This window comes from Saccharibacter sp. EH611 (assembly GCF_009834765.1).
In the GTDB taxonomy this organism is placed as follows: domain Bacteria; phylum Pseudomonadota; class Alphaproteobacteria; order Acetobacterales; family Acetobacteraceae; genus Saccharibacter.
The window spans coordinates 222,210-241,073 of record NZ_WVHP01000022.1 but is presented as its reverse complement, the minus strand read 5'-3'; the positions used below and the strand labels follow the sequence as shown (position 1 = coordinate 241,073).

Here is an 18,864-nt window from a genome sequence, read left to right as displayed (position 1 = left end):
AAGGCCTTCGCTGCACGCTACACCTATCCCCTATGACAGAGAAAACACATCACGTTGGGTCATCGACCCCTCTTCGTTTAGCTGATGATATCATCAGCACCGCCATTTATGATGGCCCACAAGACTGCTATCGCTACAGCTTAAAGCGCGTTTGGGATTCAACACGCCCTCTTATCATGTGGGTTATGATGAACCCCTCTGTCGCTACAGAAGTGGGCGATGACCGCACCGTGGCCAAATGTCAGCGCTATGCCCGCGCTTGGGGATATGGGGGCATCTATGTTGGCAACAGCTTCGCCTATCGCTGCACCGACCAAAAACGCCTTCTGGAAATACCAGACCCTATTGGCCCTCAAAATGATGCGTATCTCTTAGAAATGGCCGCAGATGCCCAAACCATCGTCCTGGCCTATGGCACGCCTCAAGCAAAAGCCCTCCGCTCTCGCGGGACAGCTGTCGCCCAACTCCTAAGCCAAGCTGGCCACGAGATCACAGCCCTCCGGCTCAGTCGTAAAGGAAGACGGCCAGAGCACCCGCTCTATTTACCGGCTGCTCTGACCCCTCAACCTCTTGATCCTACAACATTAAGCGATCATTAAACGCTCTCTGCGACCCAGTTTTTCCGCTTGGTAGAACGACCAATTCCCGGATTCATGCAATTGCATGGATCCAAGCTCCGATAATGATCCAGCATGGATTGGGGGGCGTTATAGAGATGGCCAACATTATGCTCTGCCGGGTAACGCGCCCCACGTTTATCGAGCAATGGCCACATTTCATGCTCAACCGCCACAGGATCATAACCCTGCTTCACCACATAATCCTGATGCATCACATGGCAGAAGAAATGGCCGTAATAGAGCTTCACCACCAGCTTATTATCAACTTCAGGTGGTAGCTTTTCAAACCACTCACGATCATTGCGACGCAGCCCAACATCAAGGGCCATCATTCCCCCTGTTGTTTTTCGATTAACCGCCGCATATCGACCAGCAGCACCTGCGGCTGCAAAACGGTGGAGGAACGCTCGCTTGCCTTCATCTGCTGTGCATTCAAAGGATGCCATGTCGCCGTCTTTACAGAACTCCTGCAGCCACGGACGTAATGTATCCGCAAATTGGCCTGATACCTTCAACATCAAATGGTGCTCAAAACGCTTATGATAGGCCATAATCCGCTTAGGCACTTGCGAGGGGAACAGCCGGCTCATCGCCTGCAAAACGCGATCTCCTAACGCATCTGGGAAGAAGGAGACTTTTTGCGATAGAAGGTCAATCTTCTCTTTCATCGCAAAGAAGAAAGGAAGATGCTTCGTGCCCAAATAGCGAATAGCTACGACCGTATCACGCCCGTAATGGTCTGCAATCTCGAACGTATCACGATGGAGATACTCACCGGCAATCGGCATCTCGTCAAATTTACTTAAGACCGCACGGCGCAAATCTTCCAGTTTTTCTGTACTGTTTGTCCCAAGGTAGAAGACAGCCGTGTCTTTCTCCGCTGGAAACGTATCAAGCCGCACCGCAAACACGACCAACTTCCCCGCACAGCCAGAGGCTTCATAGAGACGACCTGGATCCGCATTAAAGCGAGCGGGTGTGTCCGCATCCACATCACGCACACGATCAATATAATCAGCATCATGCCCGCGTCCGGCAGACCATTCCACATCATCAGGTGAGAAGGTGCCTTTTTCTACCGCAGCGAGCACCTGTTCTGGGTCACCCTTTAAGCGAAGCCCAAGGTGATTCACGAGATGCAGCGCGCCTTTTTCATCCACCTGGCCAAAAAGCGCCATTTCCGTAAAAGCTGGGCCACGCTGCACAAGTGATCCACCGGAATTATTGCTCACACCCCCTAAAACAGAGGCCCCGATACAAGACGACCCAATCAAAGAATGCGGTTCACGCCCAATCGGGCTTAAAATTTCTTCAAGCTCATACAAAGTAGCACCGGGCAAGCACACAACCTGCTTGCCACCACCAACGAGATGAATGCCTTTTAAATGACGCGTGCTGACGAGTATAATGGGCCGATCATACGCATTACCATCGGGCGAGGATCCACCCGTTAATCCCGTATTGGACGCCTGCATGATAAGGATCCGATCCGCTTGCACGCAGGACTGCGCGACATACCATAACTCCACAAGAGAATGAGGCATAACTACAGCCTCTACACGGCCAAGTCCAAACCGAAACCCCTTACGAAAAGGATACGTTGCACTTTCTGATGTTAGAACGTGTCGCTGGCCTACAATACCCTCAAGCTTGTTAAGCAGCCCCGACATCGTGTCCTCTCTTCCATTCATTTTTCTTTTACGGGACATTCCGTAAAATCTTTACTGAAAGAGTCTTATTTTACACGCCCAAAAAGCTTTTCCAATGCGTCCTTACTGAGACGCAGCCATGTCGGACGCCCATGGGGGCAAGTATTTACGCGCGGATTTTGCGCCATATCCCGCAGCAAAACCTCCATTTCCTCGCGCTTTAATGTCCGCCCAGCACGGATGCTGCCATGGCACGCCATACGCGCAACAACCCCCTCAAAGCGACGGTCTAGGCTTTCTGTTTGTCGTGCGGACAGATCAGGGTCTTGAGCCAACTCCTCAGCAATATCGCGCACAAGGGCTCCCACATCACCACCACTCAACGGCGCGGGAAGTGTGCGCACCATCACACTGCCTTCCCCAAAGGATTCCAACTCCAAACCAAACTGCGCCAATTCCTCAGCACACGCCATCACGGCATCAGCCTCATTACGTGGAAGATCAACCACCTCTGGCAACAGCAATGCTTGCGCCTTAATCACACCACCTTCAAACCGTGCAAACAAGCGCTCATGGGTCAGCCGTTCATGAGCGGCATGTTGGTCAACGATAATGAGGTCGCCATCGGCAGCAATAGCGAGAATATATGTGGCGTGGATCTGACCAATCGGCACCCCAAGCGTTTGCTCAGAAGAAGGCGGCACCTCATGCGCTCCTCCTTCATCCTCACCCGCTGGAGCAAAGGACGGGGTTGCACGGTCAAATAAAGCCGTGGCTTCCGATAATCCGGCCTCTTTTTCTGGCATCGGCGAACGCGCAACCTGACGCACGGAAGGGGCAAAGCCGAAATCTCTGTCCTGCTTCCAGTCACGCGCAACAGCCGGGCGTCGATCATTCCACGACGCAGGCGCCGAAGGCCGTGCAGAACGCGAGGCTCCCCCCGGGGGCGTTGGCTCTGGTGTCACCACCCGCTCTAAATCAGCATGCACACCGCCGCCATCTCCCGCACCACGAGCCAGAGCACGCCCAACAGCGCCGATGACAAAAGCGCGCACTTCCGCTTCATCAGCAAAGCGCAACTCTGTTTTCGCCGGATGAACATTCACATCCACCCGCTCATAGGGCACGTGAAGATGCAGCATCAACACGGGAAAGCGGCCACGTTCAATCACAGGACGATAGGCCACACGTACAGCCGTCCGTAACACGGGGTCAGTTACGGGACGGTCATTAACGAGCAAAAACTGCCCCGCACCCGTTGCACGCGTATGCGCTGGCCCACAAATAAAGCCCGAAAGATGCATACGCCCACGCTGTTCATCCACCGCGAGCAAACTATCATGCGCCACCCCCAGCACCGCAGCCACACGTTCCTGAACGCTTTGAACGGGAAGACGCAAGACTTCCCGCCCCTCAAGGGTAAAGGAAATCGCGCAATGGGGCGAGCTTAACGCCATACGCCGCATGACCGCTTCCGCATGGCTTCCTTCCACGCGCGGGCTTTTCAAAAACTTGCGCCGTGCTGGTGTGGCAAAAAACAAATCACGCACCACAACGCGCGTTCCGACCGCCCCAGCAGCCGGAATGGCGGGCTCGACAACACCCCCTTCGACCCGCAGGCACCACGCTGTATCGGCCTCTGCCGTGCGAGAGGTTACGCTTAAGCGCGCACTGGCCCCAATGGACGGGAGCGCTTCACCACGAAACCCAAGCGTGCGGATGTGCACCAAATCATCATCAGGCAGCTTAGAGGTGCAATGACGCTCGATGGCTAACGGCAATTCCTGCGCGGTCATGCCGCGCCCGTTATCAGTCACCTCAATGCTGTCACATCCGCCGCCACGCAACACCACGTCAATGGAGGTCGCGCCCGCATCAAGGGCATTTTCCACAAGCTCCTTCAACGCCGCAGCGGGGCGTTCCACCACCTCGCCGGCTGCAATCAAATCAACAACATGATTTGAAAGCCGACGGATCGTCGCATGAGGCATGACTGTACCGTCTCTAACTTAAAAGAAAATACCGCTCTTAGCGGCTTTTCATGGTGGGTGTCGCCCCGTGGTTCAGGGGCTGCCCCAAGGCACTATTATGCTGGATCCGCTGATTTTCAGAATCACCATCCACCACATCACCCGCACGACCACCTTGCCAGAACATTAGGCTATCAACGAACCCAGCGTCCGAATCACCCAGTTCCGAGTTATCCGGGCTATGGGCTGCTTTGGAAACATCACTCACAAGGGCGCTCTGACCAGCACTGGGGCTCCCATCAAGCGGATGAAGCGCAACGTCAGGTGCCAGCGTTTCCAGCGCTTGCATACGCGGGCTTTCATCAGGGCGGTTCGCATTCGCAGCCCCCGGCAGCACCAGCTTTTCAGAAGGTGGCATAGACAGCGGTGCTCGTGTGGTCACCGTATATTCATCAGGCATTGGCCGCTTGAGGCCAAAACTACGCACCACATCGCTCCCCGAGCATCCAATAAGGGTGAGACCAATAGAAGCCGCAACTCCAGCTTGTATCCCCCAACGAATAACGGAAGGAGCAAAACGCCGCATGACAGGTTCCCGCACTGCACTCATGATGTTCTTAGTCCTATCGTTCCCACAGAAAATGGGCAAGCATTCCAGACATGTTCCCGGAGGAACGATCTACCGTCGATCAGCGATAAATGAGTCGAGGATCCATAACCCTACACCACATACAATCGCTGAATCAGCACCATTGAAAACATACCATGACCAACCAGCAACATGGAAATGGAGGAAATCCACCACCGCTCCATAATGCACACGATCAATCACATTGCCGATCGCCCCACCGATAATACCACCGCACGCTATACTCACAGCTTTACGACGGCTTCGTGCGAGGACGACTAAAAGCGCCAGCACAGCTAACACAGAGATCGCAACAAAGACCCAGGCGCTATGCCCGCCAAACATGCCAAATGTTACGGCATGATTCCAGACCATGGTAAAATTCAACCATGGCAAAACTGGAACACTTCCCTTCTCCGGCAAGTTTAGCCCATAGAGAATCCATAGCTTGCTCGCTTGGTCTCCCAGCAACACGAGCAAAGCGACGACCAAGCCAACGCCTCGCCAACTTGACGGTCGATGAATATGAAAAGTGCGCCGTGCCGCCATCAGCCCTCCACCACGCTAACGCAGCGGCGGCAAAGATGTGAATGGTCTTTATTCTCCCCAACATCGGGCAGCACACGCCAACAACGCGCGCATTTTTCTCCCTCAGCAGGTTCCACCGTCACGGGGGCATCAGCGCTTCCGTCAACCGTGTAAAGCTGTGACGCAATGCACAACTCTGCCCAATCTATACCGTCTGTCTGGCGTTTCTCGTCCTCTGAAAGAGGCAGCTGAACACACGCTTCCAGAGAGCTGCGGATCGCCCCATCACGACGGGCGCCTTCCAGCGCTGTGGTAACGCGGCGGCGTGTGTGACGGAGGGCTTCCCAGCGCGCCCCCAGCTCGGGATTGTGCCACGCTTGGTCAGGTGTGAAGAGACGTTGCAGATGCACACTCTCTCCCTCACCAAAACGTGCCTGCCACGACTCTTCAGCAGTGAAGACCAAAGCAGGGGCCAACCATGTTGCTAAAGCCCGGTGCAAGATGTCCAACACCGTCCGTGCAGCACGCCGTGTTGTGGATGCAGCCCCATCGCAATAGATCGAATCTTTACGAATATCGAAATAAAAGGCCGACAGGTCATTATTACAGAAGCCATGTAACAGCGGATAAACGCCATTCCATTGATGGGTCTTCACTGCTTCCATCACGCGCTGATGCAGCTCTGTCAGGCGGTGGAGGATATAATGTTCCAAAGGCGGCAGCTCCGCATAAGGCAGCACTTCTTCCTCTGAAAAACCATCCAAAGCCCCCAAAAGCCAACGCAGCGTATTGCGCACGCGGCGATAAAGCTCGCCTTGCTGTTTGAGAATATCGTGACTAATGCGCAAATCTTCGTTGGTGTCAGAATTCAACACCCAAAGACGCAGCACATCAGCACCGAGCTTCTTGGTTACATCTTCAGGAAGAATGACATTACCAAGAGATTTAGACATTTTGCGGCCTTGGCCGTCCAGCACAAAGCCGTTTGTGACGACCGCTTTATAGGGGGCCCAGCCTTGCGTCCCGACGCTTTCAAGCAAGGATGATTGGAACCAACCACGATGCTGATCTGACCCTTCCAGATACAGATCCGCCGGGTAGTTCATCCCCTCTTGTTGCAAGACGAAACGATGGCTACAGCCACTTTCAAACCAGACATCGACAATATCGAAAACCTGTTCGTAATCCGCCGGGTCACGCCCCTCACCGAGGAACACGGCTGGATCGGTGTCATACCACGCATCCGCCCCGCGTTCTTGGAAGGTTGTGACCACACGCTCCATCACAGCGGGATCACGCAGCACTGTTCCTGTGCGTTTTTCCACAAACACAGCGATCGGCACGCCCCATGAACGCTGGCGTGAGATGCACCAATCGGGGCGCTGCGCCACCATCGTAGTGAGACGACGACGCGCGCTTGCCGGCACGAAAGACACATTCTCCAAAGCATCAAGGGCTTTGGCACGCAGGCCGTCACCGTCTTCAGACTCCATCGCGATGAACCATTGCGGCGTTGCGCGATAAATCACCGGTTTTTTAGAACGCCAAGAATGCGGATAGGAGTGCTCAATCACGCGCTGGCCCATCAGCCCAACAGCACGCCCCTGCGCCGCCGCTTTATCGCGCTCTTCTTCCAACAACGCACAGACAGGCGCGGTTGCTTTAAAAACATGCACACCGGCAAGCTCTGGCATCCACGGCACATAGGTGCCGTTATCTTGAACTAGCTCTGTGACTTCCACGCCATGCTCACGGCAGAGCTGGAAGTCATCCTGACCATGAGCCGGCGCCATATGCACCAGCCCCGTCCCCGCTTCAGTCGTGACAAACTCACCCAAAAAGAGCGGCACATCATGCTCATAACCGCGCTCACGCAGAGGATGGGCAAAAACAGCCCCCTCTAACGCGCTCCCCGGCAGGGTATGCAGCACCGTCCATTCGGTCAGCCCCACGTCAGAGGCGAAAAGCTCTAACCGTTCCTGAGCAATCAGCAGCTTACTGCCAACAGGCACAACGCTTTCATCCGTGACCCCCGTGACCTCAATGACCTGATACGTAATCTCAGGCCCAGCAGCTAAGGCGCGGTTGACGGGGATCGTCCATGGCGTGGTCGTCCAAATAACGGCGGACACGTCACGCAAGAGCCCTTCAGGGGTTGGGTCATGCGCAATGGGGAAAGCTACCTGAAGGGTTGTGGATTTAATATCGTGATATTCCACTTCCGCTTCAGCAAGCGCTGTTTTCTCAACTGGGCTCCACATAACAGGGCGCAACCCACGATAGAGACGACCATTGAGAAGAAACTTCCCAATTTCCTCCACAATCTGCGCTTCGGAAGAAAAATCCATCGTCACATAACGATGATCCCATTCCGCCTGAATCCCTAAACGCTTAAAGTCCTCGCGCTGTGCATCCACCCAACGTGCTGCGTAGTCACGGCATTCCGCACGAAATTTCAGAACAGGAACAGCGTCCTTATCCTTTCCTTTTTTGCGGTATTCTTCTTCGACTTTCCACTCAATCGGCAAGCCGTGGCAATCCCAGCCCGGCATATAGCGCACCTCGGCCCCATTCATCCGCTGAGCCCGATTGATGACGTCTTTCATCACCTTATTAAGTGCATGCCCAATATGAATATGACCATTCGCGTAAGGAGGGCCATCATGCAGCGTAAAAATACGCTCCGCCTGTTTCCCAGCCTCGCGAATCGCACCATCTAGGCCCATCTCCGCCCAGCGCTTGAGCGTCTCAGGCTCACGCTTTGGGAGGTTCCCCCGCATAGGGAAGGATGTTTTGGGGAGGAAAACACTCTCGCGATAACGCTCTTGTTGGTCACGAAAAGCTGAATCGGTCTTTTCTACGGGGTCAGACATGAAATAAGCGCGCCGGTTTTAAGAAAACAAAAAAGGTCTGACCATATGGGGAGACGGACCCTCTCCGGTCAAGACCTAGCAGGTAGAATGACGCTCTAAACACGCACGAGCTTGCCGTGCATCGCAAGCAATTTGCGCTTTCAGTTCGTCCAAACCCTTAAAGCGCTTCTCTTCACGCAACAATGCCACGAGGGCTACGCTCAGTGTCTGACCATAAAGGTCTTCATCAAAATCAAAAAGATGCGCTTCTAAACGGCTTTCTTTGCCATCATTAATGGTGGGACGCCGCCCAACATTGGCCACACCCGGCACGTCGCGCCCATCCGGCAAGCGAACCTGCACCGCATAAACCCCACGAGCAGGCTCAATATAATCTCCAAGCGCAATATTCGCCGTCGGGAATCCCAACAATCGCCCACGCTGGTCTCCCTGCACAACCTCCCCCGTGATACTCCACGTGCGCCCTAGCAGCTCAGCGGCTCGCTCAGGATAGCCTTCTTGAATGAGACGACGGATACGGCTGGAGGAAATAGGGCCTGACACATCGGAAAGCTGTGGAACAATGCTCACCCCAACACCATGCTGGCGCAACAAGGTTTCGAGAAGCACAACATCACCCGTGCGACGGTGACCAAACGCGAAGTCAGCCCCGCACGCTACATGCGCAACATCGAGACCACCGATCAACACGTCACGCACAAAGTCGCGTGGCCCACTGTGAGAAAAAGTCGAATCAAAAGGGATCTGCACGACATGATCCACGCCCTGCTCACTCAAAGCCTGAGCGCGCATATCCGCACGCATGAGGCGGAACGGCGGGTCTTGAGGACGAAAAAACGCACGCGGATGCGGTTCAAACGTCACCACGGCTGGTGGGCAATCAGGGCGCGCCATCTTGAGGCTTTCTAACAAATGCACATGTCCACGATGCACACCGTCAAAATTCCCCAACGCAACGGCGTTCCCTCGCACAGCCTGAGGGAGTGTGCGCCAATCTGTATAGAGTGTCATAAACGTCTAATACCGCTCCGCTCTCCCACTTATCGTGGAGAATGCGCCGATTCTTCTTCAGCCATACGTGCATCACGCTGTGGTGCTGCCTGACCGTCCTTCTTCGGAGGAGTGAGACGTTCATCGGGTTTTTGCTCGGATGACGGCGGATCTTCTTCAGCCATACCCTTCTTGAAGGACTTAATGCCCTTCGCAAAATCCCCCATGAGGCCGCTGATTTTACCACCGCCGCCAAACAAGACTAAAACGACAATGCCAAAAATTACCCAGTGCGTAATACTCATGCTGCCCATAGGGTCATACTCCGAAAAGCCAAAAGCTCCTCCAGCATGTGGCAAGGGTTGGCCAATTGTGCAACCCCTTCTCTGCACAGAACTGCTCTACCGTGACGTCAGGAGAAAACCATAGGTTGGGTAAAAGCGTGTTCCCCAATGCCCTGTTGGCGACCACCACACCCGCACGCGCGACCAGTTTGCTTTTGGGGAAACATCCTCAACCAGCACATTATGCTCAATCTCGCCCGGCACCCAATTGGCCTGATCGACGGTGATACGTCGCTCTGTCAGCACGCGTCTCACAACCGCCACATGCCCATCTGGCACGCGTGACGTTGCACGAAACACCAACACCGCGCCTTGGGCCGGGCGATGAACCCGCGCATAATGCCCGCGCGCTTGCCACCACCAACCCGCCGCCGGGCCGTGCAATTTCACTCCTGTAAGACGACGCGCATAAGGCGCACATTGCACAGAGCCATGATACCCGCTGCACCCAGCACAGCCTAAAAGGACAAGCAAAAATACGTAAGAAAAATGCTTCATCATAACTGAGGGACGAAGGGTCATCATGATCAGTATCTGGGTTGCCACGCAACCTTCTGGAGTCACTCTTGTGGATGGAATAGCACGAAACAGCTAAACAAAAAGACAGACGCTAGAAAGCACGTCATCATTGTGAAAATTCATGACATCTCTATATCTGTCCACAAAAGCCCACAAGACAAAGCACCTTCCACTCAACTCTTAACGGTTTTGCCACCTCTCAACGACCGTCATACACCTCAACCGCTCTCCAAAGCCTCTTTAAGCGAAGGCAGAGAATAAGCGCGGTATAACGCCACTATTGGTTCACAAAGAGCGAAAAGCGAAGATCCTCTCCTCAGCCTCCTCCAGCTCCATCGCCAAGGCAGACTGTGCGACATCCTGCGAAAAACCATTTCGAGCAAAAATCGCCAAAACCTTATGACGCTCCTTCTCTGGTCGATCAGGACGGGCAAAAGGGCCAACGCGACGTTTACGCGCCAAAACAAGCGCGGCTCCAAGCTCCGCCTCTCGTCCAGATTCGTCTGAGCGCTCCCCCAAGCTCTCATCTATCGCCTGATCCAACGTGTCTTCCTCCACCCCCTTGGTGCGTAAATGCGCTTTGACTGCCCGGCGTGAACGCCCTGTGCGCGTCATGCTCCGCGCTCGCGCTCGCGCATAACCCGCATCATCAACAGCTCCCAGCCCTTCCATGGAAGCCACAATCTCATCAATCCACGGCTGGCACTGCTGCTCATGCGCAACAGCCTGCTCCTCTTCCAGCCCAGCTCGCACAGCCCTGCCTGCCCAACGACGAATACGCCGCTGCAAAACCAACCGTAATCCCTGCCGGGTGGTGGCGAAACGCGCCAAATGAGCCAAAGCAGCCTCACGAAGCTGCGTTTGTGTCGGAGCGGGGGGGATTTCTGACATTGTATCTCCTATACTCGTCCCTACTAGTTCCTTACATATCCTTTTTTCAGAGACGGCTTTTACCCATGTCCTCTTCAGACACTCTTCATACCGCCCTCTTAGAGATTGCCCAACGCTACCCCGGGCCCGGCGGTGCTGTTGCTATCCTTCGTGAAGGAGAAATCATCGCGCGCCATAGTTGGGGCTATGCCTCTCTTGAACGCCGAATACCCTTCACGCCGTCTTCTCTTTTCCGCATCTGTTCTATCACAAAACAATTTACCTGCGCTGTGATGTTGGATCGTTATCGCGACCCAGAAAAGCTCGCCCCCTTCGTACGGCAAGCGCTCCCTCATTTAGCAACACAGCACCCGACCATCCATCACCTCGCCCATAATCAGTCCGGCCTACGGGACTATTGGGCTGTTGCGATGCTCCATGGAGCCGCTATTGAAGGCCAGTTTAACGAAGGCGATGCACGCCGTGTGATGGCAGGCACACGCTCGCTTCAGTTTGAACCCGGCACATCTTATTCTTACGTTAATCAGAATTTCCGCCTCCTTTCCAATGCGATGGAAGCAGAAAGTGGCGAAAGCTTTGCAGCACTCCTCAAGCACCATATCTTCACCCCCGCACGTATGCACACCGCCCTTCTCGCCCCCGAAACCCGCGCTCTGCCTGATGGCACGACCGGTTATGAAGGGACGACAGAAAGCGGCTTCCGCCCCGCCGTAAATCGTATCTACTGGACAGGGGACGCCGGCATGGCCGCATCACTTGATGATATGATCGCGTGGGAACGCTCTATTGATGCCACACGCAATGACCCCAACAGCCTCTATCAACGTCTCAGCGCCCCCGTCACTTTCCGCGATGGCACACCGACCTCTTACGGCTTCGGCCTCCAACACAGCCGCTTGGCTGGATACGAAGTCACGGGGCATGGTGGTGCACTGCGCGGCTGGCGCTCCCATCGCCTCTATTGCCCAGAAAAACGCCTTTCTGTTGTCGTGCTGTTTAACCATATGTCCGCCGCCCAAGCCGCCGCGAGCGACCTCTTCCATCACGCTCTCGGCCTAACGGCACCACGCTCCACCCCGTCCAATACAGCACCAGCCATCGCCCATGACTTTAACGGAGTATGGCTGGATGAAGAAACAGGGCTCTCGGCACGTATTGAAAACGCAAACGCCTCGACCCTTCGTCTGCGTTACCTCATGGTGCCCGAGGAAATCCCCCTCCTTACCGCAACAAATGCCGGGAATGGAGGCGTGCAGCTTGAACGCACAGCTGAGGGAATCGTCATGACACGCCCTGCCGAAAACCGGCATTGCCTGCTCACACCTCACAGCACAGCTCCCACCCCAGAACGCCATAAAATCGTCGGACAATATCGTTGTGGCGAGCTGGATAATTCTGAACTCACCATTACCGAACAGGGAGGACTGCTCTATGGAGGGTTCAGCGGCCTGTTAGGGGAAGGGCGGATGGAGCGCCTCACTGAAATTGGCGAAGATCTGTGGACCTTCCCCTGCCCACGCGCCCTCGACCACACCGCCCCCGGTGATTGGACGCTTAACATTGAACGCACTCAAGGGTCTGTACGGCAGGTGCGCGTTGGGTGCTGGCTGGCACGAAACCTCGTTTATGAGCGTCTTTCTCCTCGTCCATCTGGAGACGTTTAACCCTTTATGTTAAGGTTAAGTTTGACGTCTTCTCTCTCCTTGAGCACTATGTTGGGGTGGGTTTGCACCCTGCTCTTTCTTTTCACCAAGGGGAGTGGGGCTTTCTGCTTTGGGAAAACCATCGAAGGAAGTGATGCCTTCCCCGTTCGTTATTGTCTGTTTCACCCTGATAGGATCGCACACTCATGATCCCCACCGTTATGCCAAACTATAAACGCTTCGACCTTGCTTTCGAGCATGGGGAAGGCCTCTGGCTTACGGGAACGGATGGACGACGCTATCTCGATTTCGGGGCTGGTATTGCTGTAACCTCCCTGGGACATTCACACCCCCAGCTCGTGAAAGCCATTACCGAGCAGGCCGGACAGGTCATGCATGTCTCTAACCTTTATCACGTGCCTCAAGCGCAAGCCCTTGCCGACCGACTCGTTGCACATTCTGCCGCAGATTCAGTCCTTTTCTGCAATTCTGGTGCAGAGGCCAATGAGGGGCTCGTTAAACTGATCCGCCGTGCTCAGTATCAAAACGGCCATCCCGAACGGAACCGGATCATATGCTTTGAGCATGCCTTCCACGGACGCACCTTGGCAATGATCTCCGCTACAGGGAACCCTGCCTATCTTGAGGGATTCGGCCCGACGGTGGAGGGGTTTGACCATGTGCCGTTTAACGATCTTGACGCCGTTAAAGCAGCCATCACCCCCCAAACAGCTGGTATTCTTGTCGAGCCTATCCAAGGAGAGAGCGGGATCCGTCCAGCCACTCCAGAGTTCCTGCAAGGGTTGCGAGCCCTCTGCGACGAATATGGGCTTTACCTTGGAATTGATGAGGTTCAGTCTGGAATGGGTCGTACTGGGACACTTTTTGCTCATGAACATGCTGGGATTGCCCCTGATGTTATCTCAGCAGCAAAAGGCATTGGTGGCGGCTTCCCTCTTGGCGCGGTTCTCGCCCGTGAAGAACTGGCCAAACATCTCACGCCCGGAACGCACGGCACCACCTATGGTGGGAATCCACTGGCCTGTGCGGCTGGGCTTGCCGTTACCGATGTGCTCCTTGCACCCGGTATGTTGGAACAAATTGCTCGCGTTGGGCACGCCTTTGGCACCATGCTTGATGCTTTGGTTGCTGACATGCCCGAAATTTTCGACGAGGTGCGCGGTGCTGGGCTTATGCGTGGCCTACATTGTCGTGTCCCCGTCGGTTCCCTTGTTAGTGCAGCCCTTGGTGAGGGTCTCCTTGCCGTTGCAGCAGGTGATAATGTGATGCGTCTCATGCCACCCTTGATCGCTACAGAAGAGGACTGCCAAGAGGCCTGCACGCGCTTACAACGTGCTGCCCACGCCCTTACCAACAATCAGGAGAAGAACGCGTGACCGCGCCCCACTCTTCCACCCCCCGTCATTTTCTTGACATTAAAGACCTTACAGGCGACGAAATTCGCGCCATTCTCAACATGGCTTCACGGGTCAAAGCCAAACAAGATGGACGCCGCTTCCCTCTTCATCCTGACAGCCCCCTTTCTGGTCGGGCCCTAGGCCTCATGATGGCCCGACCCTCCACGCGCACACGTGTGTCTTTTGAAGTCGGCATGAAGCAGCTGGGCGGGAATGTGAGCGTTCTTTCCCCTTCTGACATGCAGCTGGGCCGTGGAGAAAGCATTGCCGATACGGCCCGTGTCCTCTCGCGCTTTTTAGATGTCATCGTGCTCCGCACTGGGGAGGATGAGGCTCTGCGTGAGCTTGCCCGTTGGGGCAGCGTTCCCGTCATTAATGGGCTTACCCCGGTCTCTCACCCGATCCAGATCCTCGCTGATGTGATGACGTTTGAGGAGCATCGCGGGCCTATTGAAGGCCGTACCTTAGCGTGGGTCGGTGATGGCAATAATGTTGCAACCTCACTGATTGAGGCCTCCGCCCTGTTAGGGTTTAACCTGCGCCTTGCAACACCCGATGAATTTGATCCTTCTGAGGAAGCTATCGTCTGGGCACGCAGCAATGGGGCCAATATCATCACCACGCGTGATCCTCATGAAGCTGCTGAAGGCGCTGATGCCGTCATCACGGATACATGGGTCAGCATGGGCGATGACGATGCTGAAGAGCGTCAGCGCGCTTTCCGTCCGTATCAGATCACTGAAGAGCTGATGGAAAATGCCGCCTCTGATGCCCTCTTCATGCACTGCCTCCCCGCTCATGTTGGCGAAGAAGTCACTGAAGGTGTCTTTGAGAGTGACGCCTCTGTTGTCTTTGACGAAGCAGAGAATCGCCTGCACAGCCAAAAAGGCTTGCTGCTCTGGTGCTTCGGGTATGACGAAATTTTCTAAGTCCGGCGCCCTTCCCCTCCCTCTATAAGGGGAATATTTACGACGCAGCACTCTGCCTTCTCATGAGGAGGCAGAGTATCGTCGCCCTCACCCAGACAGAAATGACCTTTGTGATGACTGACGCTTCTTCCCCTAAACATGCCTCCCCAAGCACCGGCCTAACCGTCGCTCACGCTGTGCAGCCTTTCTATCTTGACCGTGCGCCTGTGCGTGGTCGTCTCATTCGCCTCGGCCCGCTCGCACAGGACATTCTCTCCCGTCATGATACGCTGCCAGATGCGGTTAAAGCACTTGGCGGGGAAGGTTTAGCTCTGGTCGCTGCGATGGCCACGGCCTTGAAGTTCAGTGGCACTTTATCACTCCAAATTAAGGGGGATGGGCCGATTTCCCTCTTCCTTGTCGATTGTACTGACAAAGGCGAATTGCGCTTTATGGCGCAAATGAGTGAGAAACATACCGGCCCCTTACCCGATACCGCGAAAGGCCTTTTTGGCGACGGCTACTTTGCCTTCACCATCGACCAAGGCCCTAACACAGAACGCCATCAGGGCATTACTAGCCTTGAAGGCAAGACCCTAGCGGACATGGCAACGCGCTATTTCACCGATAGTGAGCAGCATCCATGCTCCATCCATCTCTTCGCACGACCAAGCGACCAAGGCTGGCAGGCTGGTGCCCTCGTCTTAGAGCGTCTCGCTGGAGAAAGCAGCGACGCTCATAACGACAATATCGCCGCGCAAGCCACAGCCGACGAAGAAGATGTGTGGGACACGGCCTGCACGTTCGCAGACACGCTCAATGCGGACGAGCTGTTCAACCCTGAGCTCTCCGCCGTCACGCTCATCAATCGCCTGTTTGGCACACTGAGTGTGCAGTGCGCGGCGTCACGCCCGCTTTCCTTTGGGTGCCGCTGCGATAAAGAGCGTATGCGCAGCTTCCTCACGCGCTTTAGTGATGACGAACTTGATGAGATGGCCCAAAATGGCGTGATCTCAATGAATTGTGGTTTTTGTAATACCCGTTTCGACTTTAACCGTGATGACCTCCCCAAGGAAGATCACCACACATGATGAGCAGCGTCCTTCTGGCACAGCTGACGATGAACGATGAGCCGGTTGAGCGCCTCTACCCAGGCTGGGAGGCCATTGCCCGCTATGAGGCCCCAGCTCAGCTAAATGTCGTTCTCTTTCGTCAGCGTGACACAGGGCGCGAAGCATGCTGGTGGGTCACTCCTGAGGGGAACTATCTCGCCAGCCATACCCTAGCCCTTAAGCCAGACCGCCAAACAGAGCTGATTGAGTGCCTCGGCCCCATCCTGTACCCCTTGCTGGATCAATCACTGGTTAACACACCGCATCAACCTTTACCGGTGCACGATCCTGTTTTTCGCTGTCTGGCAGACTTGCCCACTATCGCTCTCACCGAGGTCGTCGGCTTATGGTACCATCATGTCGCACAAGGCACCTTGATCATCTCTCCTCATGAACTGCTTGAAGACGTCGCGCAAGAAGAGCAAAGCACAGATAGTGACGATGGCTCATCAGAGCCTTCGCCTTTCTCCGCTGGGCGCATTCGTCAGGTTATGAGCTGCCGCTATCATGAAGAACAGCCTCCAACGGCAATATCACCCTTCTCTCTCTTGCCGCTCAAGCCACAGCTTGTGATGAAAAACGGAGCAGGCGTGGCTTGTCGTTTTTTTGATCCCGTTGAAGAGCTTACGTTCTACCTCTTCTGGGCGGCTCCTTCCTCTCGCAGTCCTTCCCCTCATGAAGAACCACTTTTTTATTATCCCAAAGGCCCCTTGATTCTAGGCGATGGTATTGAAGCAAACCTTCTGCCCACACGACTTCTTGTTTGGTTTATTCAACATCCTGACCATCCCGACACAATCCGTCAGGCGCCCTCCTTCCGGCTTGAAGACTATGGCGTGGGACAAATTTCTGGTATTTGGAAAGACTTCGCTCGTTCTGAGAAGGAACCAACCACGCCACCACAAGAGCCCCTTGCCGCCCATTCTCCTGCTTGGGAAAGCTGGTTTACGAACTCACCTGCCATCCGCACGCCTTCCCCAGAGCCAGAGCCAGAGCCAGAGCCAGAGCCAGAGCCAGAGCCAGAGCCAGAGCCAGAGCCAGAGCCAGAGCCAGAGCCAGAGCCAAGCGCTAACCCGTCTTCACCCGTTCCACAACCCTCATCACGCCGCAAAAACCGCAAAAAGAAAGGCCGCCGGACATGAAACGCTTTCACCTCCTTTCTCCCCGTTTTGCTCAATCCATCAAAACGTTCAGCACAACAGCACTGTGCGCCGCCGGCCTTAGTCTTTCCTTGGCTGTTACCGGATGCAGTGGCGACCAACCAGAAGAAACATTCCCCACACCAAGCTATAGCTATTTGCCAATTTTCCACCTGAATGTTGGGCAAATTGACATCAGCAATCGCGTCACATTTGATAAGCACGATATCGCCGCACAAAGCCCAACCTCACCGGTAACGAACTTAGAGCGTATGGCCCAAGACCGCCTTAAAACAACAGGCGTGACAGGGAATGCGCACTTTACCGTTCTGAAGGCCGACATCACGAAAGAACATGGCTGGCGCCAACTAAGCGGCACATTCTCCGTGCAGCTCACACTGGATGACCCCGCCCAGCAACATCATGGGAAAATCGTCGCGACCGTGCATCAAACCCGTAGCTTTTCAAACAAAACATCTCATCAGAGCAACCTATATACCCTTAATCAGGCTTTGATGGATGATATGAATGTTGAGCTAGAATATCAGCTTCGCAAACATTGCTCTGAGTGGTTGACCGATGCCACAGGCACCCCACTCAATGCGAAAGTCCAAAGCCAAGACCTCGACGCCTCACAAATGGGCTCTATCTCGGGCAGCACGCTCACACCGCCATCTAGCCCAAATAACGCTCTTCCTGCACCGGGCAAGGCAGCAACACAAAGCCTGCCGGCTCATACCTCTCATGGAGGGGAGCTCCACCTACCGCAGCGCTAAAACATGTAGTGTGTAGTGTCGAAAGGAAAGAGCGTTGCGAGCACGGGCGCGCCCGTTGCCAATATGGTCTTTCCTTTCCTATGATGGCGTGTCTTTTGTCATTTTTGCTAGGGCGGGCTGTTCTCTCATGACGCATCACCACGCCACGATCCCCTCAAGGCCCTCTTTGGCACGACGCCAATTCATCAAAGGTGCTACCGCCCTAGCCTCGGCCCCTTTTTGGCGAAACACAGCAACCGCACGCACCGCCCCCCCAACACGCTCGCCAGATCTGCCGCGTTTTTTCACCTCTGACGAATTCCGCTTTATTGAGCGTGCCAGCGAATGCATTCTCCCCCATGATGAAAACGGGCCCGGCGCACAAGAGCTGGGCGTTGCGCACTTTATTGACCAGCAAATGCAGACCCCTTACGGCCATGGGGAGTTATGGTATCGCAAACCACCTTTCGTCTCTGGGCCGCCAGAGCTGGGTTATCAGCTGCCCTACACGCCACGACAGCTTTACCGGAATGGGATCTATAGCCTCACCCAACAGTGCCTACGCCATTATCACGCCCCCTTTCATCAGCTTCCTCAAGACACACAACAGCTGGTGCTGTCACACTTAGAAACGGGCGCGCTAGCGTTAGAAGACATTCCGGGCCCAACGTTTTTTGAACAACTCCGCAGCAATACGTTAGAAGGGGCCTTCTCCGACCCGATCTATGGGGGCAACCGTGATATGAAAGGTTGGATCATGATGGGTTTTCCCGGAGCACGGGCTGATTTTATGGATTGGATTAACCAAAATGGTGCCCCCTATCCCTTTGGCCCTGTCTCCATCTCTCCTTCTCTGTCTATGACGGTGCGTGAGTAA

The 18,864-nt window shown here is 54.9% G+C and carries 17 protein-coding genes; 8 read left to right on the top strand and 9 right to left on the bottom strand.

Going from position 1 to position 18,864, the window contains the following annotated elements:
- The first annotated feature begins 32 nt into the window (after window positions 1-32).
- Window positions 33-599: a DUF1643 domain-containing protein gene (locus GS535_RS08260; RefSeq protein WP_160791905.1), complete on the top strand. Its 567-nt coding sequence runs from the start codon at window positions 33-35 to the stop codon at window positions 597-599.
- Here GS535_RS08260 and dld read toward each other — a convergent pair.
- The 9 genes from dld to GS535_RS08215 form a co-directional block, all read right to left on the bottom strand.
- The gene (gene dld, locus GS535_RS08255) at window positions 596-2,290 is read right to left on the bottom strand and encodes a D-lactate dehydrogenase (protein WP_237442251.1); all 1,695 of its coding nucleotides are present in this window, start codon (window positions 2,288-2,290) and stop codon (window positions 596-598) included. The two genes, GS535_RS08260 and dld, sit on opposite strands and share 4 nt — an antisense overlap.
- A 65-nt stretch (window positions 2,291-2,355) precedes the next feature.
- On the bottom strand, window positions 2,356-4,260 hold the full coding sequence (gene mutL, locus GS535_RS08250; RefSeq protein ID WP_160791904.1) for a DNA mismatch repair endonuclease MutL: 1,905 nt from the start codon (window positions 4,258-4,260) through the stop codon (window positions 2,356-2,358).
- Between the two features lie 37 nt (window positions 4,261-4,297).
- Complete coding sequence (locus tag GS535_RS08245; RefSeq protein ID WP_160791903.1) at window positions 4,298-4,849, bottom strand: DUF3035 domain-containing protein; 552 nt, start codon at window positions 4,847-4,849, stop codon at window positions 4,298-4,300.
- 69 nt (window positions 4,850-4,918) lie between these two features.
- Window positions 4,919-5,416 (bottom strand): signal peptidase II, encoded by a 498-nt coding sequence (gene lspA, locus GS535_RS08240; protein ID WP_160791902.1) that lies wholly within the window; start codon window positions 5,414-5,416, stop codon window positions 4,919-4,921.
- The gene (gene ileS, locus GS535_RS08235) at window positions 5,416-8,268 is read right to left on the bottom strand and encodes an isoleucine--tRNA ligase (RefSeq protein WP_160791901.1); all 2,853 of its coding nucleotides are present in this window, start codon (window positions 8,266-8,268) and stop codon (window positions 5,416-5,418) included. The genes lspA and ileS overlap by 1 nt, the downstream gene beginning before the upstream one ends.
- A gap of 75 nt (window positions 8,269-8,343) precedes the next feature.
- On the bottom strand, window positions 8,344-9,279 hold the full coding sequence (locus GS535_RS08230) for a bifunctional riboflavin kinase/FAD synthetase (RefSeq protein ID WP_160791900.1): 936 nt from the start codon (window positions 9,277-9,279) through the stop codon (window positions 8,344-8,346).
- Window positions 9,280-9,308: 29 nt separating this feature from the next.
- Complete coding sequence (locus GS535_RS08225) at window positions 9,309-9,572, bottom strand: twin-arginine translocase TatA/TatE family subunit (protein ID WP_160791970.1); 264 nt, start codon at window positions 9,570-9,572, stop codon at window positions 9,309-9,311.
- 87 nt (window positions 9,573-9,659) lie between these two features.
- Window positions 9,660-10,124, bottom strand: a complete 465-nt coding sequence (locus GS535_RS08220) for a CHAP domain-containing protein (RefSeq protein ID WP_160791969.1) — start codon at window positions 10,122-10,124, stop codon at window positions 9,660-9,662.
- A gap of 282 nt (window positions 10,125-10,406) precedes the next feature.
- Window positions 10,407-11,012 carry a regulatory protein RecX gene (locus tag GS535_RS08215; RefSeq protein ID WP_160791899.1) on the bottom strand — a complete coding sequence of 202 codons (606 nt, stop codon included), beginning with the start codon at window positions 11,010-11,012 and terminating at the stop codon, window positions 10,407-10,409.
- 65 nt (window positions 11,013-11,077) lie between these two features.
- On the opposite strand from GS535_RS08215, the gene GS535_RS08210 reads away from it, so the two are divergent.
- From GS535_RS08210 to GS535_RS08180, 7 genes are all read left to right on the top strand, one after another.
- Entirely contained in the window at window positions 11,078-12,676 is a 1,599-nt protein-coding gene (locus tag GS535_RS08210; RefSeq protein WP_160791898.1) for a D-aminopeptidase, read from the top strand.
- Window positions 12,677-12,861: 185 nt separating this feature from the next.
- On the top strand, window positions 12,862-14,052 hold the full coding sequence (locus GS535_RS08205; RefSeq protein WP_160791897.1) for an aspartate aminotransferase family protein: 1,191 nt from the start codon (window positions 12,862-12,864) through the stop codon (window positions 14,050-14,052).
- Window positions 14,049-15,002: an ornithine carbamoyltransferase gene (argF, locus tag GS535_RS08200; protein ID WP_160791896.1), complete on the top strand. Its 954-nt coding sequence runs from the start codon at window positions 14,049-14,051 to the stop codon at window positions 15,000-15,002. The genes GS535_RS08205 and argF overlap by 4 nt, the downstream gene beginning before the upstream one ends.
- Before the next feature lie 113 nt (window positions 15,003-15,115).
- Window positions 15,116-16,072, top strand: a complete 957-nt coding sequence (locus GS535_RS08195; protein ID WP_237442249.1) for an Hsp33 family molecular chaperone HslO — start codon at window positions 15,116-15,118, stop codon at window positions 16,070-16,072.
- The gene (locus tag GS535_RS11040) at window positions 16,069-17,235 is read left to right on the top strand and encodes a hypothetical protein (RefSeq protein WP_202401579.1); all 1,167 of its coding nucleotides are present in this window, start codon (window positions 16,069-16,071) and stop codon (window positions 17,233-17,235) included. The genes GS535_RS08195 and GS535_RS11040 overlap by 4 nt, the downstream gene beginning before the upstream one ends.
- Window positions 17,232-18,008 carry a hypothetical protein gene (locus GS535_RS08185; protein ID WP_160791895.1) on the top strand — a complete coding sequence of 259 codons (777 nt, stop codon included), beginning with the start codon at window positions 17,232-17,234 and terminating at the stop codon, window positions 18,006-18,008. The genes GS535_RS11040 and GS535_RS08185 overlap by 4 nt, the downstream gene beginning before the upstream one ends.
- Before the next feature lie 127 nt (window positions 18,009-18,135).
- Window positions 18,136-18,864 carry a gluconate 2-dehydrogenase subunit 3 family protein gene (locus tag GS535_RS08180; RefSeq protein WP_237442248.1) on the top strand — a complete coding sequence of 243 codons (729 nt, stop codon included), beginning with the start codon at window positions 18,136-18,138 and terminating at the stop codon, window positions 18,862-18,864.

Excerpts from the sequence above, each read along its gene's own strand:
- dld (WP_237442251.1), bottom strand. The coding sequence starts at position 2,290 with ATGTCGGGGCTGCTTAACAAGCTTGAGGGTATTGTAGGCCAGCGACAC.
- GS535_RS08185 (WP_160791895.1), top strand. The coding sequence starts at position 17,232 with ATGAAACGCTTTCACCTCCTTTCTCCCCGTTTTGCTCAATCCATCAAA.
- lspA (WP_160791902.1), bottom strand. The coding sequence starts at position 5,416 with ATGGCGGCACGGCGCACTTTTCATATTCATCGACCGTCAAGTTGGCGA.
- GS535_RS08215 (WP_160791899.1), bottom strand. The coding sequence starts at position 11,012 with ATGTCAGAAATCCCCCCCGCTCCGACACAAACGCAGCTTCGTGAGGCT.
- GS535_RS08210 (WP_160791898.1), top strand. The coding sequence starts at position 11,078 with ATGTCCTCTTCAGACACTCTTCATACCGCCCTCTTAGAGATTGCCCAA.
- GS535_RS08260 (WP_160791905.1), top strand. The coding sequence starts at position 33 with ATGACAGAGAAAACACATCACGTTGGGTCATCGACCCCTCTTCGTTTA.
- GS535_RS08205 (WP_160791897.1), top strand. The coding sequence starts at position 12,862 with ATGATCCCCACCGTTATGCCAAACTATAAACGCTTCGACCTTGCTTTC.
- GS535_RS08180 (WP_237442248.1), top strand. The coding sequence starts at position 18,136 with ATGACGCATCACCACGCCACGATCCCCTCAAGGCCCTCTTTGGCACGA.
- GS535_RS08230 (WP_160791900.1), bottom strand. The coding sequence starts at position 9,279 with ATGACACTCTATACAGATTGGCGCACACTCCCTCAGGCTGTGCGAGGG.
- GS535_RS08225 (WP_160791970.1), bottom strand. The coding sequence starts at position 9,572 with ATGGGCAGCATGAGTATTACGCACTGGGTAATTTTTGGCATTGTCGTT.
- GS535_RS11040 (WP_202401579.1), top strand. The coding sequence starts at position 16,069 with ATGATGAGCAGCGTCCTTCTGGCACAGCTGACGATGAACGATGAGCCG.
- ileS (WP_160791901.1), bottom strand. The coding sequence starts at position 8,268 with ATGTCTGACCCCGTAGAAAAGACCGATTCAGCTTTTCGTGACCAACAA.
- GS535_RS08220 (WP_160791969.1), bottom strand. The coding sequence starts at position 10,124 with ATGACCCTTCGTCCCTCAGTTATGATGAAGCATTTTTCTTACGTATTT.
- GS535_RS08245 (WP_160791903.1), bottom strand. The coding sequence starts at position 4,849 with ATGAGTGCAGTGCGGGAACCTGTCATGCGGCGTTTTGCTCCTTCCGTT.
- GS535_RS08195 (WP_237442249.1), top strand. The coding sequence starts at position 15,116 with ATGACTGACGCTTCTTCCCCTAAACATGCCTCCCCAAGCACCGGCCTA.
- mutL (WP_160791904.1), bottom strand. The coding sequence starts at position 4,260 with ATGCCTCATGCGACGATCCGTCGGCTTTCAAATCATGTTGTTGATTTG.